Source organism: Aeromonas sp. PS2Canimalfood6 (assembly GCF_048276795.1).
Lineage (GTDB): Bacteria > Pseudomonadota > Gammaproteobacteria > Enterobacterales > Aeromonadaceae > Aeromonas > Aeromonas caviae.
On record NZ_JBLUXC010000005.1, the window covers coordinates 1 to 26,932 of the forward strand.

Consider the following 26,932-nt stretch of genomic DNA (forward strand, 5'->3'; position numbering starts at 1 on the left):
TTGCATTGATAATAGTCATGGCTTCGGGCGTGTCGGTTTTTTTTTGCGATTAAATCAGATCACAAACGAAGCCTTTTTTCTATCTATTTCAATTGGTTGTAGCTAAAGATCCTGTACATGATGACGCTCTACAGACAACTATTGGCAACCATGCTGCTGCTGTTCGGATTGCTGTTTGCCGCCACCTATTGGGTGCAATTCAATTCGACCCGCAACTACCTGGCGCAGCAGCAGGAGACCACCGTCATCAATACGTCCACCGCACTGGGTCTGGCGCTGACCCCCTATCTGGAGAACGGCGACAAGGTCAGTGCCGAATCCGTGATCAAGGCGGTGTTCGACGGGGGTTACTACAAGCTGGTCCGTCTCGATCTGCTGGCCTCCAAGGATGTCATCGAGCTGGAGAACAGCAGCCATATCGAAGGGGTCCCAAAGTGGTTCATTGGGCTGGAGCTGTTCCCTGAAGTGGCCAATGAATCGATTTTGACGTCGGGTTGGCTGCAACTGGGCAAGCTGAAGGTCGTCGGCCACCCTGGACAAGCCTACTACGAGCTTTGGAAAGGAATGAGCGAACTGGCCACCTGGTTCCTGGTCGGCTTTCTCGTCACCACTCTCTTGCTGATGCGGGCGCTCAATTATCTGCTCAAACCGCTCAAGCTGATTTGCGATCAGGCGGTTGAAATCGAGCTGCACCATTTCGGCCACGCCATTCCCGAGCCCAAGACCCGCGAGCTGCGGCAAGTGGTACAGGCCATCAATACCCTTTCCAGCAAGCTCGCCGTACAGTTCAAGGAGCAGGCCGACGAGGCCGAGAATCTGCGAGCCCGCGTCTATGTGGATGCCGTCTCCGGGCTTGGCAACCGCTCTTACTTCGTCGGGCAGGTCAATGCCTGGATTGCGGAGGCCGGGCAGGGCGGGGTCATGCTGGTGGCCGTCGACATGCTGGACGATCTCTATCGGGAAGAGGGCTTTGCTGCAAGGGACAACATGGTCAAGTCCATTGCACAGGTGCTCAGGGAACTGCTGGATGGCTGGGATGGCGCGGCACTGGCCCGGATCTCGGCGACGGAGTATGCCTTGCTCTGCCCCACCGATGATCTGTCTCAGCTCAAGGAGCTGGCGGAGCTCATCAACAGCCGTATCGCCGATCTGGTTGTCAATCCCATGGGAGAAAGCGGAGCGCTGTCCGTCGTCGGCATCGCTGGCCGTGATGGCAATGACGATCTCTCGGCCCTGCTGACGAAGGCGGATAACGCCCTTGGCAAAGCACGCAATGAGCGGCGCGGTGCCGTCGTGATGGAAGGCGGCAATGAGCAGGGACTGATGGGACGCCTTGCCTGGCGAGACCTGGTGCAGGATGCCATTGCCAGACATCTCTGGCGCTTCAAGGCACAGCCTGCATGCCGCTTCGATGATGGTACCCGCCTGCATGCCGAGTTGTTCGCGGCCATCTCGCGAGATGGAACGGATTACTTCGCAGGGCAGTTCTTGCCTGCGATCGAGCAGTTCAAGATGGGGGCCGAGTTTGACAAGGCGGTGCTGGAAGCCTGCGTCCCCTTGTTCAATCAGCAACCGGAATTGGTGTTGGCAGTCAATATCACGGCGGGTTCTCTCTGTTCGGATGAGTTCCTGACATGGCTCAGAGGCTATCTGTCGCTGAACGTGGAGCTGAAGGAGCGACTGCTGTTCGAGATCCCGGAAGCGGCCATCATGAAACACAAAGAGTATGTGACTCATCTGGTTGAGCTGTTGCGAGAGCACGGCTTCTTGTGGGGGGTCGATCACTATGGCCGGCACTTCCAGTCCCTCGGCTATCTGGAAGAGCTGACCCCCGCCTATGTCAAGGTGGACCACGGGTATACCAGCCAGGTCATGGAACCAGGCGCCGATACCTCCTTCCTGGCGGCTGTCTGTCGGGCTGCCCACAACGCGGGTGTCACGACCATCGCCACCCGGGTGGAAGATCAACGGCAGGTTGAATTGTTGTCCAGTTTGCATATCGATGGTTATCAGGGGTTCGTTCACCCTGCATTTCCACTGGCATAAGTGGTACAACTCGATAGAAAGGGGCCCATTAAGGGCCCTTTTTTATATCTGTTTAGAATATGTACATCATTTTTACGCGACAAACAGGTAATATCACTAAAACTCATGCTGTTACTTAATTGATTTTTATATGTAAAAAATATTCGTTCGATTCGCTGCATCGGATGAAGCCAAAGAGACTCAACCCTGTACATTTTTGCAACTGAAGCAGGACGGGGGCGTATCTAGAGTGTAGGCATCAAGATCTGTCACCCTGGAGCAATGGATATGCGCACCCAAATCATCGACAAAACCGTGGTCGTCTCTTCCGTAGAAGGCAACGTTCAGATCCTGCTTGCCGATGGCAGCAGTCGCCCTCTCCAGCCTGGCGAGATCCTGCAGCCTGGCGCCAGACTCAATATCGCTGATGATGCCAAATTGATGCTGGCTCCCTACGATGACAAACCTGCAGTGGACAATGGTGTCCCGGCAGGGGCAGAGATGCCTCCAGAGGGGCAACCTTCCTCATCGGTTGCCAATCATCAGCAAGGCTCGCCTGAAGTGTCGCCAGAAATTGCGGCGTTGCAACAATCCATCCTGCAAGGGGTTGACCCGACCAAGAACTTCGAAGCCTCTGCTGCCGGTGGGGCACCTGCCGCCGGTGGTGGTGGTGGCGGTATCGGCGGGGTCGCTGGGGCCAGTGGCAATGGTGGTTTTGTTGTCATAGATCGCATCGGAGATGCGACTATAGCCGAGGCCGGATTTGATACCGGCTATGATACGTTGATCGATCAGAATGTGCTGCAGGAAGACGATCTTCTGCCCGAGAATCAGCTCGATGATCAGGATGAGTCTGTTGTCACCCAGGAAGATCAGGCCATCAGTGGCAATGTGCTCGACAACAGCAACAATCCGGATGGTCCCCTTGATTCGTCTGTCATTTCCTATAGCTGGGGCAACAATCAGGGAATTGCTGCTGGCGTTGAGAGCACGCTGGATGGGATTGGTACGCTGATCATCAATGCCGACGGCTCCTATACCTTTACCCCCGCGCTGAACTACACAGGCCCTGTACCTGCGGTCAATTACACCGTAACGGATGGGGATGATACCAACGACTCCACTCTGACCATCACCATCACCCCTGTAGATGAGCCTGTCTCGCTGAATGGATTGCAGGTCGAGGGTGGTGAGCTTGTCCTTGATGAAGCCGCGTTGCCGGATGGCTCAGCCCCCGATGGCGCAGCCCTGACCAAGAGCAGTACCTTTACATTCAATGCGGCAGATGGAGTGCAAAGCCTGACGCTGGGAGGTGTGACGCTGATCAGCAATGGCCAGGTCTTGACCACCTTCCCCCAGGGGATCCCCAGTCCTTTGGGAAATCAACTGCTGGTGACCGGCGTCAGCTACAACCCGGTGACAGGGGTTGGCAGCGTGACCTACAGCTACACCCTGAACGATAACGAAACACATAACAAACCTGCAAATGATGGGGCTCTGACGGAGAGCTTCAACGTTGTGTTGACGGACCTCGATGGCGACACGACCAGTGCAGGGCTGGATGTCGTGGTGCTGGACGACGTGCCGACGGCGGTGAGCGACGTCAACCCGACGGCGGCGAGCGAGAACAACCTGGTCCTCAATGGCAACGTCATCACCAACGACGTGCAGGGGGCGGATGGTGCGGCGGTGACGGCCGCCAACCTGAGCGGGACCTACGGCAGCCTAGTGCTCAATGCCAACGGCACCTACACCTACACCCTCAACCCGAACGACGTTGACTTCAAGGCGCTGACCGGGGGCGGGGTGGGCAGCGAAGTGTTCACCTACACCCTGACGGATGCGGACGGAGACGTGAGCACGGCGACCCTGACCCTGACCATCAAGAACGACGATGACGGGGTGACCATCACCAACCTGACGCCCAAGGGCGAGGGCGGGGATGCGAAGGTGTACGAAGACGACCTGCTGGCGACCCGCGGCGAGAATGAGTCGGCGGGGTCGGACAGCAGCAAGGAGTCGACCACGGTGACGGGGGACTTCACCATCAGCGCGCCGGACGGGGTGAAGACCCTGAGCGTGGGTGGCATCAACATCGTGGTGAACGGGGTGCTGGCGGGCTTCCCGCTGAGCGGGGTGACCACGCCGCTGGGCAACACCCTGACCATCACCGGGTACAACCCGGCGACCGGGCTGGTGAGCTACAGCTACACCCTGAACGACAACGAGGCGCACCCGACGGCGAACGGCAACAACAGCCTGTTCGAAGACTTCGCGGTGAGCCTGGTGGACAGCGACGGGGACTCGGCCTCGAACACCCTGAGCGTGCAGATCGTGGATGACGTGCCGACGGCGGTGAGCGACGTCAACCTGACGGCGGCGAGCGAGAACAACCTGGTCCTCAATGGCAACGTCATCACCAACGACGTGCAGGGGGCGGATGGCGCGGCGGTGACCGCGGGCACCCTGAGCGGGACCTACGGCAGCCTGGTGCTCAATGCCAACGGCACCTACACCTACACCCTCAACCCGAGCGACGGTGACTTCAAGGCGCTGACCGGGGGCGGGGTGGGCAGCGAAGTGTTCACCTACACCCTGACGGATGCGGACGGGGATGTGAGCACGGCGACCCTGACCCTGACCATCAAGAACGACGATGACGGAGTGACCATCACCAACCTGACGCCCAAGGGCGAGGGCGGGGATGCGAAGGTGTACGAAGACGACCTGCTGGCGACCCGCGGCGAGAACGAATCGGCGGGGTCGGACAGCAGCAAGGAGTCGACCACGGTGACGGGGGACTTTACCATCAGCGCGCCGGACGGGGTGAAGACCCTGAGCGTGGGTGGCATCAACATCGTGGTGAACGGGGTGGTGGCGGGCTTCCCGCTGAGTGGGGTGACCACGCCGCTGGGCAACACCCTGACCATCACTGGGTACAACCCGGCGACCGGGCTGGTGAGCTACAGCTACACCCTGAACGACAACGGGGCGCACCCGACGGCGGACGGCAACAACAGCCTGTTCGAAGACTTCGCGGTGAGCCTGGTGGACAGCGACGGGGACTCGGCCTCGAACACCCTGAGCGTGCAGATTGTCGATGACGTGCCGACGGCGGTGAGCGACGTCAACCTGACGGCGGCGAGCGAGAACAACCTGGTCCTCAATGGCAACGTCATCACCAACGATGTGCAGGGGGCGGATGGCGCGGCGGTGACCGCGGGCACCCTGAGCGGGACCTACGGCAGCCTGGTGCTCAATGCCAACGGCACCTACACCTACACCCTCAACCCGAACGACGGTGACTTCAAGGCGCTGACCGGGGGCGGGGTGGGCAGCGAAGTGTTCACCTACACCCTGACGGATGCGGACGGAGACGTGAGCACGGCGACCCTGACCCTGACCATCAAGAACGACGATGACGGGGTGACCATCACCAACCTGACGCCCAAGGGCGAGGGCGGGGATGCGAAGGTGTACGAGGACGACCTGCTGGCGACCCGTGGCGCGAATGAGTCGGCGGGGTCGGACAGCAGCAAGGAGTCGACCACGGTGACGGGGGACTTCACCATCAGCGCGCCGGACGGGGTGAAGACCCTGAGCGTGGGTGGCATCAACATCGTGGTGAACGGGGTGGTGGCGGGCTTCCCGCTGAGCGGGGTGACCACGCCGCTGGGCAACACCCTGACCATCACCGGGTACAACCCGGCGACCGGGCTGGTGAGCTACAGCTACACCCTGAACGACAACGAGGCGCACCCGACGGCGAACGGCAACAACAGCCTGTTCGAAGACTTCGCGGTGAGCCTGGTGGACAGCGACGGGGATTCGGCCTCGAACACCCTGAGCGTGCAGATCGTGGACGACGTGCCGACGGCGAAGGATAACAGCGTTACGGTGACGGAAGCCGGGTTGCCTCCATTCAACCTCGTCTTGGTGATCGATACTTCGGGCAGCATGCTCTGGAAGATAGGCACGACCACTAATGGATCCCCGAATCGTCTGGAACTGGCCAAGAGTGCGTTGAACCACATGATTGACTCTTATGTGGCTCTGGGGGTTCCCCTGACCATCACAGTAATCGATTTTGCCAGTGGTGCTTTGCTGATCCCGCAGACGAGCGATCCCGACGTGGCCAAGGCCAGCATCTCCGGCCTGCCAACAGATGGCGGTGGTACCAACTACAATGCGCCTCTTGTATTAGCACAGAACCAATTGACAGCCGATCTAGCCAATCCGGCATTGGCTGGTTACGAAACCAAGGTCTACTTCCTGTCGGATGGTGCACCCAATGAGGGCAACGTTCCGGCAGGCTGGACAAGCTTTGTGAACAACAACAACGTGGAGGTCTATGCCGTTGGCCTCAACGTCAGTGGCAACGCATCGGCCATTTCGCAACTGGCCCTGGTGGAGGATAACGGTGACACCGTGACTCTGGTCGATAATATCAATGACCTGGATGCCACCTTGCAAGCCACAGTGCCGCCACCGGCAACCGGCAACGTGATCACCGACGTAGATGGCAGTGCTGGTGTGGATGTTGCGGGTGCCGATGGCCCCGTGACCGTAGTGCAGATCAGCTTTACCGTCACCAATCCGGCTGTTTATGCCGGGGTGGCCGACAGCATCAACGGCAATGTCGTGACCTTCCTGGTGCAAGGCGGCACAACGGGTCCCATCCCGACGCCGGCAGGGGGCCGACTGACCGTGAATGCGGACGGTTCCTACTCCTACTCACCCCCCAATGATGTGGCGGCTCATACCCAGGAGGTCTTCACCTACACCATCGTGGATTCGGACGGCGATACCTCCAGCGCCCAGCTGAAAATCCTGGTACTGGATACGTCCCCCATCGTCGCCTCCGTGTTTGAAGACGGCCTGCCCACAGGCTTGCCAGGCAACAATCCTCTGCTGACGACGGTCAGTGGGTCTCTGGCGCAAATGGTGGCGGATAGCGTGGGGGTTAGCTTTGGCATGGGGTCGACGGCAGGGCTGCCTGCACTGACCTCGGGGGGCGTGGCGATTACCTATAGCATCACTCATGGTGCCGGGGTCGATACGCTGGTTGCCATGGCTGGTAGCAAACCCATCTTCACCCTGCAGGTGGAGAGTGATGGGGATTACACCTTCACCCTGCAAGGCTCCATTGATCATCCCCAGGGAGATGGAAACGATCTGGAGCTGAAGGCCCTCAACCTGTCCAGCGTGATCAGCGCACATGAAGGCGTGGACAATGTCGCATTGATCCGCAACTTCATCGTCCAGGTGGAAGATGATGTGCCCTTCGTGATGACGCCCGCCATGGGGGTCATGTTGAACCAATCGGGCGTGACCGGCACCTTCTTGCTGGATGGTGATGGTACCTTGTCAAACAACTATGGCGCGGATGGTGGGAGCATCCGCTTTGACAGTGCACTTAATGGCAGCAACAGCGGACTGACGTCCGGTGGCTTGCCCATTACTTATTCATTATCCTCAAACGGAACAGTGCTCACGGCTTCCACGGCTGCAGGGACTGTCTTCATCGCGACCTTGCAGCCTGCCTCTGCCACTTACCAAGTCCAGATGATAGGAGAGGTTGATGGTGGTCAGACCACGATAGACTTTAATGGTGGTGGCTATAACTTCGTCGGTGGCAACGGTCCTTGGGCTGGATTCACCGCTGTGGCTAATGACAGCAAGGATCTGCTGTTGACGGCGATGACGGGTGGGGTGGACGGCGGTACCGTTAATACCACAGCCAATACCGGGGGGATCAGTGGTGGAGCATCTATCGGCCTCGGTGAGGCTATGCGGATCGACTTTGTTGTCGATCTTACAGGTTCTCCTGGGAGTAGTGGGTCTTATGGCGACCCAGCCACACATGCCTTTGAGGCACACTACGACGTCAATGGTGCCTCGGCTCTGTTTACCGCAATCGGCAGTAGTGGATCCAGCGTGAAGATCGTTGCCCGTCAGGATGTAGACAATGACAACGATATAGGCGATGGAAACAAGGAGTCGTTGACAGCGGTGGCCATCAGCTTCAACGGCTCGACTAAGGTTGTCAGCATAGCTGCAGGCATGTCGCAGATTGTCTCCGTGGGAGGGCGAAACTTTACGGTGAACTTCAGTGATGATGATCCCGGTGCTGGTGTGGCCTATGTCGCAACCGTGGTGGGGGTGGTGAGCAATACCAAGTTGGCTGCCTACACGGCGGATGGGTATAACAGCCTAGAATTCCACTACGCTGCGGGCAGTGACTTCAAGATAGGGGACTTTGGTTCCAGCGTTGCCACTCCTGGGATCCCGGTCAGTCTGCAACTGCCAGTCACACTGATTGACGGGGACGGCGATGCAGTCCACAGCAATATCGGACTAAGCCTGTTGCCGGAAGCCCCGTTCACAGCAGACTATGATGCCGCCGCCAGCGCTGTGAATGTGACCTTCAACAGCACGCAAGGGCATGCCATCGGCTCCGATTTTGGGGACAGCATAACAGGGAACAGTCTGGACAATATCTTGTCGGGTGGCGCCGGTGATGATCTGCTCTTAGGAGCTGGCGGCAAGGATACCTTGGTCGGGGGAACCGGAAACGACCAGCTGGATGGAGGCAGTGGTAACGATACCTTGCTCGGAGAGTCCGGCAACGACACTCTGACGGGTGGCCTTGGCAACGACATCCTGCTGGGGGGGGATGGCAATGACCTGCTGATTGGGGGTACCGGCAGTGATACCCTGACTGGTGGGGCTGGCAAGGATACCTTCAAATGGATGGCAGGTGATGCAGGAGGCACGGATACCATCAAAGACTTCACCACGGGGGCCAATGGAGATGTTCTGGACCTGAGTGAACTGCTCAGTGGTGAGCATGCCGATGCGAGCACACTGGATCACTATCTTACCTTTGCTCCTGGTCCGGGCAGTGGCAAGTCGACACTGACCATTGATCTGGATGGAGCGGGAAGTGGCACCACGACTCATATCATCCTCTTTGACAACGTGGATCTGACGGCTGGCAAATCCAATCTGCAGATCATTCAGGATCTGCTGGATCAGGGCAACCTCAAGGTCGATCCGTAAGCAGGGTATGGGGGCCGGGTGTGCCCGGCCCCTGTTATTTGATGGAGTGGGCAGATAAGATAGCTGCAGTATCAGGAGAGGGTCACCATGCAGTCATTCAACTGGGTCGACATCGACGGCATTCGCTATAGCTGGAACGGGCAGGACAATATCGTCTGCACCGGCCGCTTTGGCTATCAGGCCACGATGACGGGTGACACGCTCAACGGTCTGGAGCTGGAGAGCGAAGATGGTGAGGTGGCGGGGTTGCTGAATGTGGACTTTGCCGCTTCTCGTATCAGCTTCACGCCAGCAGAGGATGCGCCCCTGCCCCACATGATGGTGCTGGTCGGCCATGAGTGGGGGCAGCAGGAGTATTCGTTGCAAAGTCTGAGCGATACCTCCTTGCAGGGGCTGCTCAGCCACGGTGAGGAGCTTGACTGGGGGGCGCTGGCCGTTGTGACGACGTCCGAGCCGAATCTGCCATCACAAGGTCATGTTCTGTCGTGGGATTCGTTCCACTTTGAGGATGAATCGCTGTTTGGCAGCCCGGCGCCTGCTCCCGTGATGACAAGCCATGGCAATTCAGGAGGAGGGGAGATCAGCATCAATATCGACATGACCAATCAGGTGCTGGACCAGATCCCGCCGACACACGATATATGAATCCCAATCGACGACATGCATAATGACCTCCATCTAAATGATGGAGGTTTTTTTATGTGGCGTCCCCTTCTTACCCTGTCCGCGCTGGTTGTCAGTGCTCCGTTGCTTGCCATCGAGGTTCCTCAGGCCCCCCATCTGGTCGTCAGTGGCTATGCGGAGCAGAAGGCTGAACCAGACATGCTGACGCTCAATGTCGCCGTCACGGCACTGGAGAAGCAGGGCATCAAGGCCAAACAGCAGGTAGATACCAAGGTAGCAGCCTTCTTTGGCCAGCTGGAGAGCCTGGGCATCAAGCGCAGCGACGTGGAGGCTGGCAATCTGGTGATCTCCCCCGAGTACCAGTACCCCCAGAACAAGCAGCCTGAAATGGTGGGTTACCGTGCCCAGCGCCAACTGGCCGTCAAACTCTATCAACTCGACAAACTCAGCCAGTTGATGGATACCGCCCTCAAGGCGGGTCTGGAGTCCGTGACCCAGATAGAGTACGGCCTGAAGTCACCACAGGTCATCAAGGAGCAGGCCCGGCTTGGTGCTGTCGCTGATGCCACGAGCAAGGCGGAATCCCTGGCCAAGGCTTTCGGCATGAAGCTTGGCAAGGTGTATAGCGTCGAATACCGCAACAGTTCCCCCATGCCGGTCTATACCCGTGCCATGAAGGCCGCGGCAGCCCCTGCCGCCGACATGATGGAAAACAGCTATCAACAGCAGCAGATCAGCATCACTGACAATGTAGAAGCCGTCTTCCTGCTGGAATAACACAGCCCCTTTGTCCATCACTCAAACCCGAGGCAACCCCTCGGGTTTGTCATTGCAGGGGCTGGCAGGACAAGTGAGCCGCGAATTGGGTCAGGTGAAACGGGAATGGAATAAAAAATGCCGGTCAGTGACCGGCATTTTTGCTGGAGAGGGATGATGCCTAGCCCAGGTTGGTCGCCAGCTTGCGTTGGCTCTTCTGTTTGAGCAGATAGCCGATACCGAGTACCAGGACCCAGGCCGGGATCAGCTCGACCGAGATGCGGGTGCCGTCGTTCATGTACATGATCACCAGGATGGCGGCCATGAAGGCGAGGCAGAGGTAGTTGCCAAACGGGCTCCACAACGCCTTGAACTTGGGTTCAACCCCCTCGGCCGCCTTGACCTTGCGGAACTTGAGGTGGGCGAGGCTGATCATGGCCCAGTTGATGACCAGGGCGGAGACCACCAGAGACATCAAGAGGCCGAAAGCCTTGCCCGGGATCAGGTAGTTGATCAGCACGCACAGCAAGGTGGCCGCCGCCGAGATGGTGATGGCGGTCAGGGGAACACCGCTCTTGTTGGTCTTGAGCAGCGCCTTGGGACCGTTGCCCTGCTTGGCCAGACCAAACAGCATGCGGCTGTTGCAGTAGACACAGCTGTTGTAGACGGAGAGCGCAGCGGTCAGTACCACCAGGTTCAGCACGTTGGCCACCAGGTTACTGTCCAAGGCGTGGAAGATCATCACGAACGGACTGCCGCCTTCGACCACCTTGCCCCAGGGATAGAGGGAGAGCAGCACGGTCAGGGCACCGATGTAGAAGATCAGGATGCGATAGATCACCTGGTTGGTGGCCTTGGGAATGCTCTTCTCGGGATTGTCCGCTTCCGCCGCCGTGATGCCGACCAGCTCCAGACCACCGAAGGAGAACATGATGAAGGCCATGGCCATCACCAGCCCGCCGACGCCATTGGGGAAGAAGCCGCCCTGGGCCCAGAGGTTGCTGACCGTGGCCTCGGGGCCGCCGGTGCCGGAAAACAGCAGGTAACCGCCGAACCCTATCATGCCGAGGATGGCGACCACCTTGATGATGGCGAACCAGAACTCCATCTCGCCGAACGCCTTGACGTTGGTGAGGTTGATGGCGTTGATCAGCACGAAGAAGAAGGCCGCCGACATCCAGGTCGGGATCTCGGGCCACCAGTACTGCACGTAGATGCCGACCGCCGTCAGCTCCGCCATGCTCACCAGAACATAGAGCACCCAGTAGTTCCAGCCGGAGGCGAAGCCGGCGAAGTCGCCCCAGTATTTGTAGGCGAAGTGGCTAAATGAACCGGCCACCGGCTCTTCCACCACCATCTCGCCGAGCTGGCGCATGATGAGGAAGGCGATGAAGCCACCGATGGCGTAGCCAAGCAGCACCGCAGGGCCCGCCATCTTGATGGTGTCGGCAATGCCGAGGAACAGGCCGGTGCCGATGGCACCGCCCAGCGCGATGAGCTGGATGTGGCGGTTTTTCAGGCCGCGCTTGAGCTCTTCGCCGTCTTGTTGAAGATCCATTCTTCCTTCCTTACGTCGCTGAATTCACTCGTCTCGCGCCTCGTCTGCCGTGGCACCTCCTGTGCCCGGCGCGGCATCTTGTGCCGAAAACGTGACGAAATCCGTATTAATATCGTTACGGTTTGCCGCGCACTGTTTTTTATGGCGGCTACCAACCCGAGCAGAATAGTGATAATCGACCGCTTGTGCACCTGTTTTCCTCATCATTGGTTTGCTTTGTGGGCAATGTTCAGGTTTTTCATGATCTGGAAAGGGGTTTTGAGAGTGGTTGCTGGTTTTGTGTTCGGGTGGATTTTAATCTATTGACTCAGTCCGGTTTTTATGGCCTTGTTGCCCTTTGATAAAAAGGGACTCATATGATGGAGCGTATAGTCGGTGGCCTGGTGATGGCCGTGCTCTGGCTCGGGATCTGGCTATCCCCCATGTTGCTGACGATGGCGATGAGCAGCCTTGTTGTCTGGGGCTGGTTGGGAGCGGATTACCTGGTGAACCACATCGCCATGGTGCTCATCCTTGCTGCCGGGATGGGGATGGTGCCAGCCTGCTGGCTGAGCGAGCGAGTCCGCAAGGGCAGGGGACTCATCCATTTTCACGGCATGTTGATGAACAACAAGGAACTCAACAAGCCCTGAGCCTGCTTGCCCCGCGAGTGATGGGATGCCAGCGATGATGCTGGCATCATTTTTTCATCCTGTTCTTCTGTTTCGTTATCTTGCCACTCATCTATTTCATGGTGCGTTGTGCTGTCACAGCCTTGAAGGTTAGCAGAGCTGGCGGCGAAGGCCGGTTGCTTCCAGGATCTTGGCGCTGATCTCCTCGACCGAGTGGGAGCTGGTATCGAGGAAGCGGATCGCCTCCTGGCGGAACAGCCTCTCGACGCTGGCCAGCTCCTGTTTGCATTGATCAAGCGAGGAGTAGCGGCTGTTGGCGCGGCGCTGGTTGCGGATCTCGTGCAGCCGCTGCGGCATGATGGTGAGGCCGAACAATTTGTGGCGATTGGCCTTGAGGGCGGCGGGCAGCTCCAGCGATCCCATGTCCTGCTCGATAAAGGGATAGTTGGCGGCGCGAATGCCAAATTGCAGCGCCAGATAGAGGCTGGTCGGTGTCTTGCCGCAACGGGAGACCCCGATGAGGATGATGTCTGCCTCGTCATACTCCCTGGTGGTGATGCCATCGTCGTTGGCCAACGCAAAGTTGACCGCCTCGATGCGATCGTCGTAAAGCTTGCGGTTTTCCATGCCATGGGTGCGATGCAACCTGGGTTCGGCCTTGATACCGAGCTTCTGTTCGAGAGGGCTCACGAAGGTGTTGAGAAAATCGTGGCTGCTGGCCTGGGCCTTGAGCACCTCTTCACGCACCATGGGGTCGACGATGGTGTGAAACAGGATGGGGCGCACCCCGGTCTGGCGAAACTGCTCATCAATGCGTGCCCGTACCTGGCGCGCTTTCTCCTGGGTCTCGACAAAGGGGATGGTGACCTGTTCGAAGGCCAGGGGAAACTGGCTCAACACGGCGTGGCCGAAGACTTCGGCGGTGATGGCGGTGCCGTCGGATACATAGAATACGGTGTGCACTGCGGACTCCTGTGGTGCGCTCCAGAGGGCGGCGAGAAATAAGTATCTCTCGAAACCATATCGTTTTTGTCAACAGATCTGCCATGCCCAAGTTGTGAACTCGCTTGCAAACCTGAGTCGTTACCTTTTTGTGTCGCTATTGTAGAATGCCTGTGTCAAACGACCATCCCCAACTCTTGCTCGGGGATTTTTTTGACAATAAATAGAAAACGTTTTCATGGTCGTTGACAACAGACACTAACAAAAACACACGACTTGGCACAGCAGGTGAATTGTCACCCTGGCCCCCCAACCTGGAGACATGCAAATGCAACAGTACGTACTCTGGTACGAACAGCTAGGTATGCAGGACGTTGAACGCGTCGGCGGCAAGAATGCATCCCTTGGCGAGATGATCAGCAACCTCTCGGGGGCCGGCGTGTCCGTGCCGGGCGGGTTTGCGACCACGGCCTTTGCGTTTAACGAGTTTCTGGAGTTAAGCGGCCTCAACGGCAAGATCCATGACCTGCTCGACAGTCTGGATGTGGATGACATAGCCGCCCTCAACCGGGCCGGTCAGCAGATCCGCGACTGGGTGGTGGAAGCGCCCTTCCAGCCCGCTCTGGAGCAGGCGGTGCGCGAGTCCTACGACAAGCTGAGCGCCGGGCTCGAGGCATCCTTTGCCGTGCGCTCCTCCGCCACCGCGGAAGACATGCCGGATGCGTCGTTTGCCGGTCAGCAGGAGACCTTCCTCAACGTGCGCGGCATCGATGCCGTCATGACTGCCATCAAGCATGTGTTTGCCTCTCTGTTCAACGATCGCGCCATCTCCTACCGGGTCCATCAGGGCTATGACCACAAGGGGGTCGCTCTCTCCGCCGGGGTACAGCGCATGGTGCGCTCTGACTTGGCCGCTTCCGGCGTCATGTTTACCCTGGATACCGAATCCGGCTTCAACGACGTGGTCTTCATCACCGGCGCCCAGGGCCTGGGCGAGATGGTGGTGCAGGGGGCCGTCAACCCGGACGAGTTCTATGTGCACAAGCCGACCCTCAAGGCCGGGCGCCCCGCCGTGGTGCGCAAGACGCTGGGCTCCAAGCTCATCAAGATGACCTACTCCGGGGATGCCGGTCATGGCCGTCAGGTGAAGGTGGTCGACACCACCGATGCCGAGCGCAACCGCTTCTGCATCACGGACGAGGAAGTGATGGCCCTGGCAAAGCAGGCCCTCATCATCGAGCAGCATTACGGTCGTCCGATGGACATCGAGTGGGCCAAGGATGGTCAGGATGGCAAGCTCTACATCGTTCAAGCCCGTCCGGAAACCGTGCGTAGCCGCCAGGAAGCCAATACTCTCGAGCGCTTTGCCCTCAAGCAAACCGGCAAGGTGCTGATCGAGGGGCGCGCCATCGGCCACAAGATTGGCGCGGGTCCGGCCCGTGTCATCTCCTCCATCAGCCAGATGGATGAAGTGCAGCCTGGCGATGTGCTGGTCACCGACATGACCGATCCGGATTGGGAGCCCATCATGAAGCGCGCTTCCGCCATCGTCACCAACCGGGGTGGACGCACCTGTCACGCCGCCATCATCGCCCGGGAGCTTGGCATTCCGGCAGTGGTGGGTTGCGGCAACGCCACCGACCACATCCAGGATGGTCAGCTCATCACCGTCTCCTGCGCGGAAGGGGATACCGGCTTCATCTATGACGGCGAGCTCGACTTTGACGTGGCGGTGACCGAGGTGGGCAACATGCCGCGCCTGCCCATCAAGATCATGATGAACGTCGGCAATCCGGACCGCGCCTTCGATTTTGCCCAGTTGCCGAATGCCGGCGTGGGCCTGGCCCGCCTCGAGTTCATCATCAACCGCATGATCGGGGTCCACCCCAAGGCGCTGCTGGAGTTCGATCAGCAGACCCCGGAACTCCAGGCCACCATCACCAGGATGATCGCGGGCTACGAGAGCCCCCGCGAGTTCTACGTAGCCAAGCTGACGGAAGGGATCGCCACCCTGGCGGCCGCCTTCTGGCCTGAGCGGGTCATCGTGCGGATGTCGGACTTCAAGTCCAATGAGTACGCCAACCTGGTGGGGGGCCGTGGTTACGAACCCCATGAAGAGAACCCCATGATCGGTTTCCGTGGCGCGTCGCGCTACATCGCCGACAGCTTCCGCCCCTGCTTCGCCCTCGAGTGCGAGGCGATGAAACGGGTGCGGGATGTCATGGGGTTGACCAACGTCGAGGTGATGATCCCCTTCGTGCGTACCCTGGGTGAGGCGGAGCAGGTGGTGGAGATACTGGCTGAGAACGGCTTGCGCCGTGGCGAGCGCGGCCTGAAAGTCATCATGATGTGCGAGCTGCCCTCCAATGCGCTGCTGGCGGACAAATTCCTCGAGCACTTCGACGGCTTCTCCATCGGTTCCAATGACATGACCCAGTTGACCCTGGGGCTGGATCGGGACTCCGGGCTCATCGCCCACCTGTTCGACGAGCGCAACGAGGCGGTCAAGGCACTGCTGGCCATGGCCATCGCCGCCGCCCGCAAGGCGGGCAAGTACGTGGGGATCTGCGGCCAGGGGCCGTCCGATCACCCGGACTTCGCCGCCTGGCTGGTCGAGCAGGGGATCGATTCCGTGTCGCTCAACCCGGATACCGTGGTCGACACCTGGCTCTATCTGGCCGAGCAGCACAAGGCCGGCTAAACCCGTCCCAGCTTTTTGATGACACGGCGCCGCAATGGCGCCGTTTTTGTCTGCGCCCCCCTTTTTCTGTTACAAGGGGAATGAGCAAGGCGCTCCGCACCCATCACAGGACGATCCCATGACCTCATTGCAGTGGCAATCCGCCACCCTGGCCCTGCGTGGCCACCACACCCTGGTTATTCCCGAACTCTGTCTCACTCCGCAGGCCTGCTGGGCCTTCGTCGGCAGCAACGGCAGCGGCAAGACGGCGCTGGCGTCGGCCCTGTGGGGCGAGCTGGCCGTGCGTGCCGGAGCGGTATCCGGTCGAGTTCGGGCCGAGCGACTCTCGTTCGAGTCGCAGCAACAGCTGGGGGAGCTGGACTGGCAGCGGCGCAATACCGACATGCTGGGGGAAGAGGAGGAGGCGGGGTATCGGGTATCGACCCTGATGCTGGAGGCGGGGGGTGAGGAGCATGAGGCCCGCGCGCTGCTGGCCCGTTTTGGCATTGAATCCCTGTGGGAGCGCCCCTATCGCTACCTCTCGAGCGGGGAGGGGCGCAAGCTGCTGCTGGCTCGCGCCCTGCTGGGGCGACCTGAGCTGCTGGTGCTGGACGAACCCTTCGATGGTCTGGATCAGGGGGCCAGGGCTTCTTTGATGATGTTGCTGGCCGACTTGGTGTCAGAGGGGCTGCGCCTGGTGGTGATCGTCAACCGTTTTGACGAGATCCCCCCCTTTGCCACTCACCTCGGCCTGCTCGGCGAGTGTCGTCTGCTGCTGGCGGGGGAGCGCGAGGCGGTGCTCGGCAGCCAGGAGGTGGCCCAGCTGGCTCGCGCCGAAACCGTATCCCCCCGTTTGCCGCCACCGCTGATGACACCCGAGCCCTTGCCTCCCGGCCCTCGGGTCGTCATGAAAGCCATGCGTATCGCTTACGGGGATCAGGTGATCATCGACGGGCTCGACTGGACCATTGACGAGGGGGAGCACTGGCAACTGGTGGGACCAAACGGCGCTGGCAAGTCGACCCTGCTCTCCCTCATCACCGGGGATCATCCGCAAGGGTACAGCAATGATCTGCGCCTGTTCGGGCGCCGCCGGGGCAGTGGCGAGAGTATCTGGGAGATCAAGCGCCACATCGGGCTGGTCAGCCCGGCGCTGCACCTGGACTATCGCGTCAGCTGTTCGGTGCAGACGGTGATCCTCTCCGGCTTTTATGACTCCATCGGGCTTTATACCCGGCCGGGGGATCGTCAGCTGGCGCTGGCGAACCAGTGGCTGGCCCTGCTGGGGCTGGCCGATCAGGGGGCGCAGCCTTTCCACTCTCTCTCTTTCGGTCAGCAGCGACTGGTGCTGATCGCCCGTGCCCTGGTCAAGCATCCGCCGCTGCTCATCTTGGACGAACCCCTGCAGGGACTGGATCCCCTCAACCGTCACCTGGTGCGGGAGATGGTCGCGCGCCTCGTGGGCGAGGGAACCCAGCTGCTGTTCGTTTCCCATCATGCCGATGATGCGCCCCCCGGTCTGACCCACAGGCTGAGCTTCGTGCCAAGGGAGGGGGGAGGATACGACTATCTGCAGGAGCGTCTGGGGGGCTGAGCCGTCCGGGCGGCATGGTCAGAGAGGGGCTGGTTCGGCGAGGAGCGGCGGCATATCCAGCAGCGTCCACCACAGCCCGAAGAAGAGCATGATCCCCAGCCAGAGCCAGGCCAGATAGTGACGGGTGGCGGCCATCCCCGTCACCGTCACCATGAGTGCCGCCCCGAAGGCGATGAGGGCGAACAGAAAGGGCGCCATGTTGTCCATCATGGCGGTCATTTCACCAGGGAGAGGATTTGGCGAAATGCCGGATGGCGGCAATCCCCCATCAGCTCATAGAGGCACATCTCCACCGAGGTGAGGGCAGCTCCCCTGGCCGCAAGCTGGCCGATGGCGAGATCCCGGTTGGCAAGGGTGCGGGACGACACCGCATCCACCACCAGCGAGACCCCGGCACCGCTGGCGAGAAGCCCCAGCACGCTCTGGTAGACGCAGATATGGGTCTCGATGCCACATACCAGCCAATGCTCGATCCCGCTTTCGGCCAACGCGGCCGCCACCGTCGGCTCCCCCAGGGCGCCGAAGCTGTATTTGGGCAGCACAAGATCGCCTGCCTGCAGCGATTGCAATTCGGGCACGGTGGCACCGAGCTTGTCCGGGTTCTGCTCCAGCCAGACAACCGGCAGTCCCAGCACCCTGACCCCTTGCACCAGCCTGGCGGTATTGGCAATCAGGGTGTCGCTCTCCTCGACCAGACGGGCCAGTTTGCCCTGGATATCGACGACCAGCAGGCCGGTGGTGTTTTGCTCAAGCATGAATGTCTCCTTGTCTGTGGCGGACTGCCTCGCCTGAAGGCTTTCGTTGGCTGACTGAGTGGCGCTGCTTCACTCGCTTGCCGTGTCTGGGCATTCAAGGTAGGTCATCGCCTCGATGTTGTTGCCATCGGGATCGCGCAGGAAGGCGGCGTAGTAATTGGGGGCATAGTGGGAACGCAGTCCCGGCAGCCCATTGCAGGCAAAACCTGCCTTGATCCCCGCGTGATGGAACGCATCCACCTGTGTCGTGTCGTCGGCCCTGAATGCGAGATGGCAGGAGGCGCCCTGCTGCCCCCGCTCAATCAGAAAGCCCACGTGATCGCGGCCCATCAGGCCAAAACCGGCCGCCGCCTCATCAGACCATTTGAGTTCTATCAAAAGAGGAGCCAGTACGGTGGCGTAGAAGTGCTGACAGGAGTCAAAACGCACCACCTTGATTTCAACATGATCGAACACGGTGACTCCTTGTGTTGTCTGGGTGTAGAGCAGCCCATCAGGCCCTCATGGGAACCGTTGAAATGGGTATCGAATGACCACAATAAGTTAGTTTGACGCCAGGCAGGGAGAGGGCAAGGCGCATAACTGCGCGCTCCGTCAAAGATTTTTCATCCAGTTGCGGGATGCGCTTTGCTTCGTGCTGGCCAAGCTTGCCCGGTTTTGTTGCTTGGCGAAGGCTACGAGCTCTGTTATGGTGTGCTAAATTAGCCGTTTGGATGGCTAGATGGTTGTGTGGTGGCTGCATGTTCGCCCCCGACCGTTCACCGTTTTGATGATCATGTTGACAGGGAGTTTTTATGCAACGTCGTTCCTTCTTCACCCTTTCCGCCCTGGCGCTGCTCGCCAGCAGCCTGCCGCTGTCCGCCTTTGCCATCGATGAGGCGAAGAAAGAGATCGTCATCGGCACCACGGTTGGCGACTTTGCCGACATGGTGACCGACTCTATCAAGCCGCAGCTCGAAGCCAAGGGCTACAAGGTCAAGCTGGTGGAGTTCACCGACTACGTGACCCCCAACATCGCCCTGGCGGACGGGTCGCTTGACGTCAACTGCTTCCAGCACAAGCCCTATCTGGAGAGCTTCGCCAAAGACCGGGGTCTCTCTCTGGCGCCCATCACCCAGGTACCGACCGGTCCCATGGGGCTCTACGCCGGCAAGCTGGGGGATCTGAAGGCGGTGAAAGAGGGAAGCACGGTCGCCATCCCGAACGATCCCACCAACCAGGCCCGAGCACTGCTGATGTTGCAGGATCTGGGCTGGCTGAGCCTCAAGGAGGGGATCAATCCTCTCAAGGCGAGCGAGTTCGACGTGGTGAAGAACCCCCACAACCTCAAGCTGGTGCTGCTGGAGGCGGCGCAGCTGCCGCGCTCCCGTGAGGATGTGGACTTCTCCGTCATCAACGGCAACTTTGCCGCCTCAAGCGGGATCCCGTTCAGCTCCGGCCTCTTCCTCGAGCGCAGCTATGACTTCATCAACTGGGTGGTGGTAAAGAGCGCCGATGCGGGCAAGCCGTTCGCCAAGGATGTGGCGGCCGCCTACAACTCCCCCGAATTCAAGGCTTATGCCGCCAAGCGCTTCGTCGGCTACAAGTATCCCGAGGGCTGGCAGCAGAAGGGGTGAGTGGCGTACAAGCGATAAAAACGGGCACCCAGGTGCCCGTTTTTTATTGGAGGTCAGTAGTGGCGCAACCACCAGCGGGCGGCCAGGAGGGCGGTAAGGCTGCCAAGCAGGGCGCTTGCCAGCACATCCAGGGGCCAGTGCATGCCGATAAGGGTGCGCGAGAGGCCGATCCCGATGGCCCAGAGTGGCAACAGCCAGGCCCCGGCGGGTGCCCGGGCCAGCCAGATCAGGCCGAAGAACTGGGCGAGGCTCATGGCGGCGATGCTGTGACCGGAGGGAAAGGCATAGTTGACCTCTGCCTGCCAGTGCTGGCCGAGCCAGGCGGGCAGCGCCAGCAACTGGGTCGCGGCGTGGACCTGTTCACTGCGAAGGGCCTGGCTTCCCCCATAGAACTGGCGGATGGCGGGGATCAGCTCCTGGCTCTCCAGCCAGATGAGGTAGGGCCTGGGCTCTTCGGTCAGCAGCTTGATGAGGCTCTTGATGACCCAGTCGCTCGCCAGCACGGCAAAGAGGGCGCCAGCCAGCGCCAGCAGAGCGCGACCGTCCAGCGTCAGCTTGTGTCTTGTGAGCAGCAGCAGGGCGGCGATGGTGAAGACCAGCCCCGGCAAGTCCACCATGCGGGTGAGGGCGTAGGGCCACCATAGCCAGCCCGATTGCAGGGCCTGGGTCATGAACGGCTGCCAGGGCAGGCAGACGAGCAGCAGCAGGGGGAGGAGCAGGAGGGCATTGAAATGAAGCACCTTGCGGCGTGGCAACGAAGAGGAGTGAGTCGGCATCAAGGGGTCCGGTTCGGTGGCGCGAGCGGCTAAAAAGAGGCGTCATTGTGCCAGTCAGGTTGCTCTGGTCAAGGCGAAGGGGGCAAGGGCAACAGGCTGTTACATATGATGCTGCCGGGCATCGTGCCCGCACCTGAGGCCGGAAGGCGGAAAGATGGCCGCAGAGCGGTCTGCCAACAAGCCTCTGAAAATCCGTCGCGTTTGGGCTAGAATGGCGCGCCTGTGGCCCTTGTGGACGAGATGCGTGCCGATGAAGATCGTCGTTGATGAAAATATGCCCCATGCGGTGGAGCTGTTTGCGGAATTTGGTGAAGTGGTTCCCCTGCCGGGACGAGAAATAAAGGCCGCGGATCTGCAAGAGGCGGATGTGCTGCTGGTGCGCTCCGTGACCCGGGTCAACGAAGCGCTCCTGGCGAGTTGCCCCAGGCTGGGGTTTGTCGGTACGGCCACCATCGGCACGGATCACATCGATCAGGGGCTGCTGGCGGCGCGGGGCATCCCCTTCTTCAGCGCCCCCGGCTGCAACAAGGTGTCGGTGGGGGACTACGTGCTCTCCGCCCTGCTGGTTCTGGCGGAACGCCATGAGCTGACCTTGAGCGAGATGAGCCTCGCCGTCATCGGCGCCGGCAACACCGGCGAGAGCGTGGCCGGCAAGGCCGAGGCGCTCGGGATGAAGGTGCTGCGCTGCGACCCGCCCCTGGCCCGTAGCGGCGCCGCTGGCGACTTCGTGGATTACCGCACTGCCCTGGATGCCGACATCGTCAGCTTCCATGTCCCCTATCTTCGTGAAGGGGATGAGGCCACCTTCCACCTGCTGGGAGCCGAGGAGATCGCCGAGCGTCCGGCCGGGCAGATCCTCATCAACGCATCCCGCGGCGAGGTGTGGGACAACCGTGCCCTGCTTGTCCGCCAGCAGGGACCCCATCCCCTGCGGCTGGTGATGGACGTGTGGGAAGGAGAGCCGGAGCCCCTCAATGAACTGGTGCCCCATACCGAGCTGGCCACCCCGCACATCGCCGGTTACAGCCTGGAAGGCAAGGCCCGTGGCACCTGGATGCTCTATGAGGCGCTGTGCCGGCAACTGGGGCGCACCCCGCGCCAGGATCTGCAATCCCTGCTGCCTGCCCCAGAGGTGCGCGAGCTGACGCCGGGGCAGCCGGCGGATCAGGCGCTCATCAAGCAGCTTGTCCACCTTGTTTATGACGTGCGCCGTGACGACGCCCGTTTTCGCAACCGGATCGGGCTGCCCGGCAGCTTCGATGAGCAGCGCAAGCGCTACCCCGAGCGGCGCGAATTGGGCGCCTTGCAACTGAAAGGGCCCTTCGCCGACGACAGACTGGCCCGACTGGGTTTTGCCGTCTCGAAGCAATAAACCCGATTTCAACAAGGGGAGGGGCTTGCCCAGGCGGCGCTTCCCCCCGGCCCGGCATCATGGCGGGCCTGTCATCAAACCGATACGCGTGCCAGCCGGGGCCCTCATGCCCGGCCCCGACGGGCCGCATCACAGGAGAACAGATCAGTGAGTCAGCAATTCAACGTAGCGGTATTGGGTGCCAGCGGCGCCGTGGGTCAGGCCATGATCGAGATCCTGGAGGAGCGCGCCTTCCCGGTAGCGACCCTCTATCCGCTCGCCTCCAGTCGCAGCGCTGGGGACACGGTGCGTTTTGGCGGCAAGAACGTCGACATCCTTGATGTGGAGGCCTTTGACTGGAGCCAGGTGGAGATCGCACTCTTCTCCGCCGGTGCCGAGGTCTCGGCCAAATGGGCGCCCATCGCCGCCGAGCACGGCTGCATCGTCATCGACAACACCTCCTGCTTCCGCTACGACGAGGACATTCCCCTGGTCATTCCGGAAGTGAACCCGGACGCGCTGGCCGATTTTCGCAACCGCAACATCATCGCCAACCCCAACTGCTCCACCATCCAGATGCTGGTGGCCCTCAAGCCCCTGCACGATGAGGTAGGCATCAGTCGCATCAACGTGGCGACCTACCAGTCCGTCTCCGGTTCCGGCAAGGAAGGGGTGAGCGAGCTGGCGGGCCAGACCGCCCACCTGCTCAACGGCCGTCCGGTGGAGCCGACCCTCTATCCGCAGCAGATCGCCTTCAACCTGATCCCGCAGATCGATGCCTTCACCGACAACGGCTATACCCGAGAAGAGATGAAGATGGTGTGGGAGACCCAGAAAATTCTGGGGGATGCCAGCATCGCCGTGAACCCCACCTGCGTGCGGGTACCGGTCTTCTACGGTCACGCCGAGGCGGTCCATGTGGAGCTGCATCAGCCGCTGGACGCCGAGCAGGTCAAGGAGCTGCTGCGCAATGCCCCGGGCGTCACCCTGTTTGATGATGAAGGGGACTACCCGACCCCGGTGCGCGATGCCACCGGTCAGGATGATGTGATGGTCGGGCGGGTACGCCAGGATATTTCTCATCCGAGTGGTATCAATATGTGGATCGTGGCCGATAACGTTCGTAAGGGCGCGGCAACCAACAGCGTGCAGATTGCCGAACTGCTGGTACGCGACTACCTCTGAGGCCGGATGTCGGCCCCGGGCGGGGAGGGAACCCCGCCTTGATGTGGGCGCCCTGGCCCCGGTATGTGACCGGGAACCCACTCTCCGGTTTTTGGAATACCGTGTGATATCAGTGGACTAGGTTTTTTTCTACACTCTGGTTCGCGTCTGGGGCTGCTTTCTGGTCGCCGCCGGGCGCGAAATATGTCGGATCGCTGGCTTGAGACCGGCGCCTGATTTATATTGAGCCGATTGTTTTGGGGTAACTATCCAGATTTTTCAATGTGATAGGGCCGTCATACGAAGGAACGAATATGGGACATTCCCGCATAACGCTGGCAACGCTACTCGCATTGGGGCTTCTGGGCACGGTTCAGGCCGAAGAGGGGGCGCGAGAACCCTTCTTTGTCGAACTCAAGGGACCGGATGGCTCACCGCCCCCCGCGGTGCAACCAGAGCCCCGGGCCCAGCCCGTGGCGCCCGTCACCCTGCCCAGAGCCGAGCCCATCGTGCGTCAGGTGCCTGCTGCGTCGGCTGGCAGTTATGGTCCCGTGCGTCCCACCGATACCCTCTGGAGTCTGGCGAGCAAGCATCGCCCTTCCAACCGGGTAAGCGTCTACCAGACCATGGTGGCCATCTATGACAAGAACCCCCGAAGCTTCGCAGACGGCAACATCAACCATATTCTGGTGGGTTCCCACATCCTGCTGCCCACCGCCGCAGAGGCGGGGCGCATCACGGATGCCGAAGCACGCCGTCGCTTCAACAGCGACAACGCGAGCTGGAAGGGGCTGAGCCCCAAATACCTGGCCAACAAGCAATCCCATGTCGCCCAGCCGGTGGCGAGCAAGCCTGCTCCGGCCAAGCCGGCTGTGGTGGCCAAGAATACACCGCCCAAGGCGGCGCCGATCCCGGCGGCACCCAAGGCGACGGCTCCTGCCCCCGAGGTGAAGGAGACCGCCAAGGCGGCTGTCTCCCCCCCCGTGGTGGTGAGCGCTGCTGCGAGCAGCGCCGCCAGCACGGCGCCGGCGCCCCTGCCCGCCACTGCGGTGGGCAAACCCTCCACCGAGATGGCGCTGGCTCTGGAAGATGCCAACGCCCAGCTCGGCCAGGTCACCGAGATGAACCACAGGCTCAAGCTGCGCCTGCAAGCCCTGACCGAAGAGGTGGAGACCCTCAAGGCCCAGTTGCAGGATCAGACCGCCCTGCAAAAAGAGGTGGCGGAACTCAAGGCCAATCCGACGCCTCCCGTGGTGGCGCCGGTGCCCAAACAGAGCTGGTTGATGGAGCTGCTCTCTTCGCCGCTCAATCTCGCCATGATCATCCTGCTGCCGGTACTCCTGGTGCTTGCCCTGGTCACGCTCTGGCTGCGTGCTCGTGCCCGCCGCGAGCTGGAAGAGCAGGAGAAGAGCCTCTCCGAGTCGACCTCCATGGTCATGGGAGACGAGAACAGCGAGTTTGAGCAGTTGATGACGGTGGGCATCGCGGATGACGAGCCCCTCCATGGCATGCCGGATCTCAACGAGCCGGAAGTGAGCAGGAAGCAAGATGGTGCCAGTGCTGCCGCCGATGTCATCTTCCGGGATGACGAGACGGCGCTCTCCGCCTTTGATGTGGAACCTGCGGTGACGACGGCGAACCGGGATCCGGATCTGGTGCCCGAGCTGGATCTGGCCCACGAGGGTGACTTCGATCTGCCCGTGGTGCCGGAACTCGATCTCTCCGACGAGCCCGCCTCCTCTGCCCGTGGTCATGACGAGATCATGACCGAGGAGGAGCTGCAGGCCGCCCTGTTTGCCGAGCTGGACGCGGATCTGGAAGCGGATCTGGCCCAGGCCCAGGAGGAGAGCCGCAGCCAGCGTGACGAGACACTGGCCAACTTCGATCTGAGCGATCTAGAGACCGGGTTTGGCGAGCCGACCGACGATGAGCTTGCCGCCAAGGCGCCGCACATCGACGAGACGGGGTTTGGTAAGGACGATGTGGACGACATGCTGGCCGAGCTCGGGCTGGAGCCCACCAAGCCGGCGGCGTCCGAGTGGGATCCCAGCGAGCTGGCCCTGGCGGACTTCGAGGATGCCTTCGCCGAGGTGGAGTCCCATCAGGGGGAGGTGAAACCCCGCGAGCAGGTGCAAGACAGCGACTTCGTTGAAATCGACAAGCTGCTGGCCGATGCCGATGCCAGCAGCACGGAGCAGGAACCCTATCAGGGCTTCTCCCTGGATGTGGGGCTGGACGGTTTCCCCGAGGTGCTGCCGGAGTCCAACGGCTTTGATGTGGATGCCGATGACGGCGGGGTGGGGGCCAAGCTGGATCTGGCCCGGGCCTACCTCGAGATCGACGACAAGGAGAGCGCCCGTGAGCTGCTGGAAGAGGCGGTGGCCCAGGGCAGCGAGCACCAGCGCAGTGAGGCGCAGAAGCTGCTCAAGCGCCTGGGCTAGGCAGGCCCTTGTCATCCATGCACCAGAGAGGGCAGCCCGTGGGCTGCCCTCTCTCTTTGGGGGCCCCGCACCGCGGCCTCGCCCGGTCTGGGACTTTTGAGCCCGAGCGCGTATAATCCGCTCCGTTTCTTTCACTGCATCCTTTCATCAGAAGACACCGTTACCCATGCGAATTGCCCTTGGTATTGAATATGACGGCAGCCGGTACTTCGGCTGGCAGCGCCAGCGCGAAGTGATCAGCGTTCAGGAGGAGCTGGAAAAAGCCCTTAGCCGCATCGCCAACCACCCCGTCTCCATCCAGTGTGCCGGTCGCACCGATGCGGGGGTGCATGCCACCGGCCAGGTGATCCACTTCGATACCGAGTCGAACCGCGCAGAAGGCGCCTGGACCCTGGGGCTCAACTCCAACCTGCCCCCAGACATCGCCGTGCGCTGGGTCAGGGAGGTGGACGAGCATTTCCATGCCCGCTTCAGCGCCACCGCCCGTCGCTACCGTTACGTCATCTACAACCACAACTACCGCCCGGCGATCCTGGGCCAAGGCGTCAGCCACTACCACGAAGCCATCGATGCGACGCTGATGCATCAGGCCGGTCAGAGCCTGCTGGGGGAGCACGACTTCAGCACCTTCCGGGCTGTCGCCTGTCAGTCCAACACCCCCTGGCGCAATGTGACCCACCTGTGTGTCAGCCGTTCCGGCCCCTACATCGTGCTCGACATCAAGGCCAACGCCTTCCTGCATCACATGGTGCGCAACATCACCGGCTCCCTGCTGCTGGTGGGGCAGGGGCTTCAACCGGTGGAGTGGATTGCCGAGGTGCTGGCGGCGAAGGATCGCAACCTGGCGGGCCCGACCGCCAAGGCGGGCGGCCTCTATCTGGTGGATGTGGATTACCCGGCCGAATTCGGGTTGCCCCGGCCGCCTCTCGGTCCGCTGTGGCTGCCGGACTCGGCACCGGGTACGACCAGTTTTTAGT

18 protein-coding genes and 1 pseudogene are annotated in these 26,932 nt (G+C 60.9%); 13 read left to right on the forward strand and 6 right to left on the reverse strand.

Annotation, left to right across the window (positions count from 1 at the left end):
• Positions 1–120 precede the first annotated feature (120 nt).
• The 5 genes and pseudogenes from ACNPAA_RS03540 to ACNPAA_RS03560 all read left to right on the forward strand — a co-directional run bounded on the left by ACNPAA_RS03540 (position 121) and on the right by ACNPAA_RS03560 (position 10,488).
• Positions 121–2,046 (forward strand): EAL domain-containing protein, encoded by a 1,926-nt coding sequence (locus ACNPAA_RS03540; RefSeq protein WP_408809372.1) that lies wholly within the window; start codon positions 121–123, stop codon positions 2,044–2,046.
• Between the two features lie 267 nt (positions 2,047–2,313).
• Positions 2,314–2,742: pseudogene (locus ACNPAA_RS03545) on the forward strand (retention module-containing protein); the annotation flags it as partial.
• A gap of 66 nt (positions 2,743–2,808) precedes the next feature.
• On the forward strand, positions 2,809–9,087 hold the full coding sequence (locus ACNPAA_RS03550) for an Ig-like domain-containing protein (RefSeq protein WP_417891607.1): 6,279 nt from the start codon (positions 2,809–2,811) through the stop codon (positions 9,085–9,087).
• An 87-nt stretch (positions 9,088–9,174) separates the two neighbouring features.
• Positions 9,175–9,732, forward strand: a complete 558-nt coding sequence (locus ACNPAA_RS03555; protein ID WP_042879892.1) for a hypothetical protein — start codon at positions 9,175–9,177, stop codon at positions 9,730–9,732.
• A 54-nt stretch (positions 9,733–9,786) separates the two neighbouring features.
• Positions 9,787–10,488 carry an SIMPL domain-containing protein gene (locus ACNPAA_RS03560; protein ID WP_010675156.1) on the forward strand — a complete coding sequence of 234 codons (702 nt, stop codon included), beginning with the start codon at positions 9,787–9,789 and terminating at the stop codon, positions 10,486–10,488.
• A 160-nt stretch (positions 10,489–10,648) separates the two neighbouring features.
• Here ACNPAA_RS03560 and ACNPAA_RS03565 read toward each other — a convergent pair whose 3' ends face one another.
• Positions 10,649–12,025, reverse strand: a complete 1,377-nt coding sequence (locus ACNPAA_RS03565) for an amino acid permease (protein WP_171865176.1) — start codon at positions 12,023–12,025, stop codon at positions 10,649–10,651.
• A 356-nt stretch (positions 12,026–12,381) separates the two neighbouring features.
• Here ACNPAA_RS03565 and ACNPAA_RS03570 point away from each other — a divergent pair, with 356 nt between their 5' ends.
• Positions 12,382–12,657: a hypothetical protein gene (locus ACNPAA_RS03570; protein WP_010675154.1), complete on the forward strand. Its 276-nt coding sequence runs from the start codon at positions 12,382–12,384 to the stop codon at positions 12,655–12,657.
• Positions 12,658–12,786: 129 nt separating this feature from the next.
• Here the strand turns inward: ACNPAA_RS03570 and ACNPAA_RS03575 are convergent, their stop codons facing one another.
• A complete protein-coding gene (locus tag ACNPAA_RS03575; protein ID WP_417891591.1) occupies positions 12,787–13,599 on the reverse strand; it encodes a pyruvate, water dikinase regulatory protein in 813 nt (270 codons plus the stop codon).
• A gap of 307 nt (positions 13,600–13,906) precedes the next feature.
• Between ACNPAA_RS03575 and ppsA the strand changes: the two genes are divergently transcribed.
• Together ppsA and modF are read left to right on the forward strand one after the other, a co-directional pair.
• A complete protein-coding gene (gene ppsA / locus ACNPAA_RS03580) occupies positions 13,907–16,279 on the forward strand; it encodes a phosphoenolpyruvate synthase (RefSeq protein WP_323909555.1) in 2,373 nt (790 codons plus the stop codon).
• Positions 16,280–16,397: 118 nt separating this feature from the next.
• Positions 16,398–17,852 (forward strand): molybdate ABC transporter ATP-binding protein ModF, encoded by a 1,455-nt coding sequence (gene modF, locus ACNPAA_RS03585; protein WP_417891592.1) that lies wholly within the window; start codon positions 16,398–16,400, stop codon positions 17,850–17,852.
• An 18-nt stretch (positions 17,853–17,870) separates the two neighbouring features.
• On the opposite strand, the gene ACNPAA_RS03590 is transcribed toward modF, so the two are convergent.
• The 3 genes from ACNPAA_RS03590 to ACNPAA_RS03600 all read right to left on the reverse strand — a co-directional run bounded on the left by ACNPAA_RS03590 (position 17,871) and on the right by ACNPAA_RS03600 (position 19,063).
• Positions 17,871–18,050, reverse strand: a complete 180-nt coding sequence (locus tag ACNPAA_RS03590; protein WP_223956531.1) for a hypothetical protein — start codon at positions 18,048–18,050, stop codon at positions 17,871–17,873.
• Positions 18,051–18,067: 17 nt separating this feature from the next.
• Positions 18,068–18,607, reverse strand: coding sequence for an isochorismatase family protein (locus ACNPAA_RS03595; RefSeq protein WP_417891593.1), 540 nt, complete (start codon positions 18,605–18,607; stop codon positions 18,068–18,070).
• Positions 18,608–18,676: 69 nt separating this feature from the next.
• The gene (locus ACNPAA_RS03600) at positions 18,677–19,063 is read right to left on the reverse strand and encodes a VOC family protein (RefSeq protein ID WP_109113224.1); all 387 of its coding nucleotides are present in this window, start codon (positions 19,061–19,063) and stop codon (positions 18,677–18,679) included.
• A gap of 338 nt (positions 19,064–19,401) precedes the next feature.
• Between ACNPAA_RS03600 and ACNPAA_RS03605 the strand changes: the two genes are divergently transcribed.
• Entirely contained in the window at positions 19,402–20,223 is an 822-nt protein-coding gene (locus ACNPAA_RS03605; RefSeq protein WP_041214971.1) for a MetQ/NlpA family ABC transporter substrate-binding protein, read from the forward strand.
• A 53-nt stretch (positions 20,224–20,276) separates the two neighbouring features.
• Here the strand turns inward: ACNPAA_RS03605 and ACNPAA_RS03610 are convergent, their stop codons facing one another.
• Positions 20,277–20,999, reverse strand: a complete 723-nt coding sequence (locus tag ACNPAA_RS03610; protein ID WP_029314731.1) for a phosphatase PAP2 family protein — start codon at positions 20,997–20,999, stop codon at positions 20,277–20,279.
• Between the two features lie 250 nt (positions 21,000–21,249).
• Here ACNPAA_RS03610 and ACNPAA_RS03615 point away from each other — a divergent pair, with 250 nt between their 5' ends.
• From ACNPAA_RS03615 to truA, 4 genes are all read left to right on the forward strand, one after another.
• Positions 21,250–22,371, forward strand: a complete 1,122-nt coding sequence (locus ACNPAA_RS03615) for a 4-phosphoerythronate dehydrogenase (RefSeq protein ID WP_151027980.1) — start codon at positions 21,250–21,252, stop codon at positions 22,369–22,371.
• 147 nt (positions 22,372–22,518) lie between these two features.
• Positions 22,519–23,535, forward strand: coding sequence for an aspartate-semialdehyde dehydrogenase (locus ACNPAA_RS03620; RefSeq protein WP_041214974.1), 1,017 nt, complete (start codon positions 22,519–22,521; stop codon positions 23,533–23,535).
• Between the two features lie 293 nt (positions 23,536–23,828).
• Positions 23,829–25,955 (forward strand): FimV/HubP family polar landmark protein, encoded by a 2,127-nt coding sequence (locus tag ACNPAA_RS03625; RefSeq protein WP_417891594.1) that lies wholly within the window; start codon positions 23,829–23,831, stop codon positions 25,953–25,955.
• Between the two features lie 166 nt (positions 25,956–26,121).
• Positions 26,122–26,931: a tRNA pseudouridine(38-40) synthase TruA gene (gene truA, locus ACNPAA_RS03630; protein ID WP_041214976.1), complete on the forward strand. Its 810-nt coding sequence runs from the start codon at positions 26,122–26,124 to the stop codon at positions 26,929–26,931.
• Position 26,932 lies beyond the last annotated feature (1 nt).

What these genes read in the sequence shown, in the direction of transcription:
- ACNPAA_RS03540 (WP_408809372.1), top strand. Translation starts at nt 121, where the DNA reads ATGACGCTCTACAGACAACTATTGGCAACCATGCTGCTGCTGTTCGGA.
- ACNPAA_RS03555 (WP_042879892.1), top strand. Translation starts at nt 9,175, where the DNA reads ATGCAGTCATTCAACTGGGTCGACATCGACGGCATTCGCTATAGCTGG.
- ACNPAA_RS03560 (WP_010675156.1), top strand. Translation starts at nt 9,787, where the DNA reads ATGTGGCGTCCCCTTCTTACCCTGTCCGCGCTGGTTGTCAGTGCTCCG.
- ACNPAA_RS03565 (WP_171865176.1), bottom strand. Translation starts at nt 12,025, where the DNA reads ATGGATCTTCAACAAGACGGCGAAGAGCTCAAGCGCGGCCTGAAAAAC.
- ACNPAA_RS03570 (WP_010675154.1), top strand. Translation starts at nt 12,382, where the DNA reads ATGATGGAGCGTATAGTCGGTGGCCTGGTGATGGCCGTGCTCTGGCTC.
- ppsA (WP_323909555.1), top strand. Translation starts at nt 13,907, where the DNA reads ATGCAACAGTACGTACTCTGGTACGAACAGCTAGGTATGCAGGACGTT.
- modF (WP_417891592.1), top strand. Translation starts at nt 16,398, where the DNA reads ATGACCTCATTGCAGTGGCAATCCGCCACCCTGGCCCTGCGTGGCCAC.
- ACNPAA_RS03590 (WP_223956531.1), bottom strand. Translation starts at nt 18,050, where the DNA reads ATGGCGCCCTTTCTGTTCGCCCTCATCGCCTTCGGGGCGGCACTCATG.
- ACNPAA_RS03595 (WP_417891593.1), bottom strand. Translation starts at nt 18,607, where the DNA reads ATGCTTGAGCAAAACACCACCGGCCTGCTGGTCGTCGATATCCAGGGC.
- ACNPAA_RS03605 (WP_041214971.1), top strand. Translation starts at nt 19,402, where the DNA reads ATGCAACGTCGTTCCTTCTTCACCCTTTCCGCCCTGGCGCTGCTCGCC.
- ACNPAA_RS03610 (WP_029314731.1), bottom strand. Translation starts at nt 20,999, where the DNA reads ATGCCGACTCACTCCTCTTCGTTGCCACGCCGCAAGGTGCTTCATTTC.
- ACNPAA_RS03615 (WP_151027980.1), top strand. Translation starts at nt 21,250, where the DNA reads ATGAAGATCGTCGTTGATGAAAATATGCCCCATGCGGTGGAGCTGTTT.
- ACNPAA_RS03625 (WP_417891594.1), top strand. Translation starts at nt 23,829, where the DNA reads ATGGGACATTCCCGCATAACGCTGGCAACGCTACTCGCATTGGGGCTT.
- truA (WP_041214976.1), top strand. Translation starts at nt 26,122, where the DNA reads ATGCGAATTGCCCTTGGTATTGAATATGACGGCAGCCGGTACTTCGGC.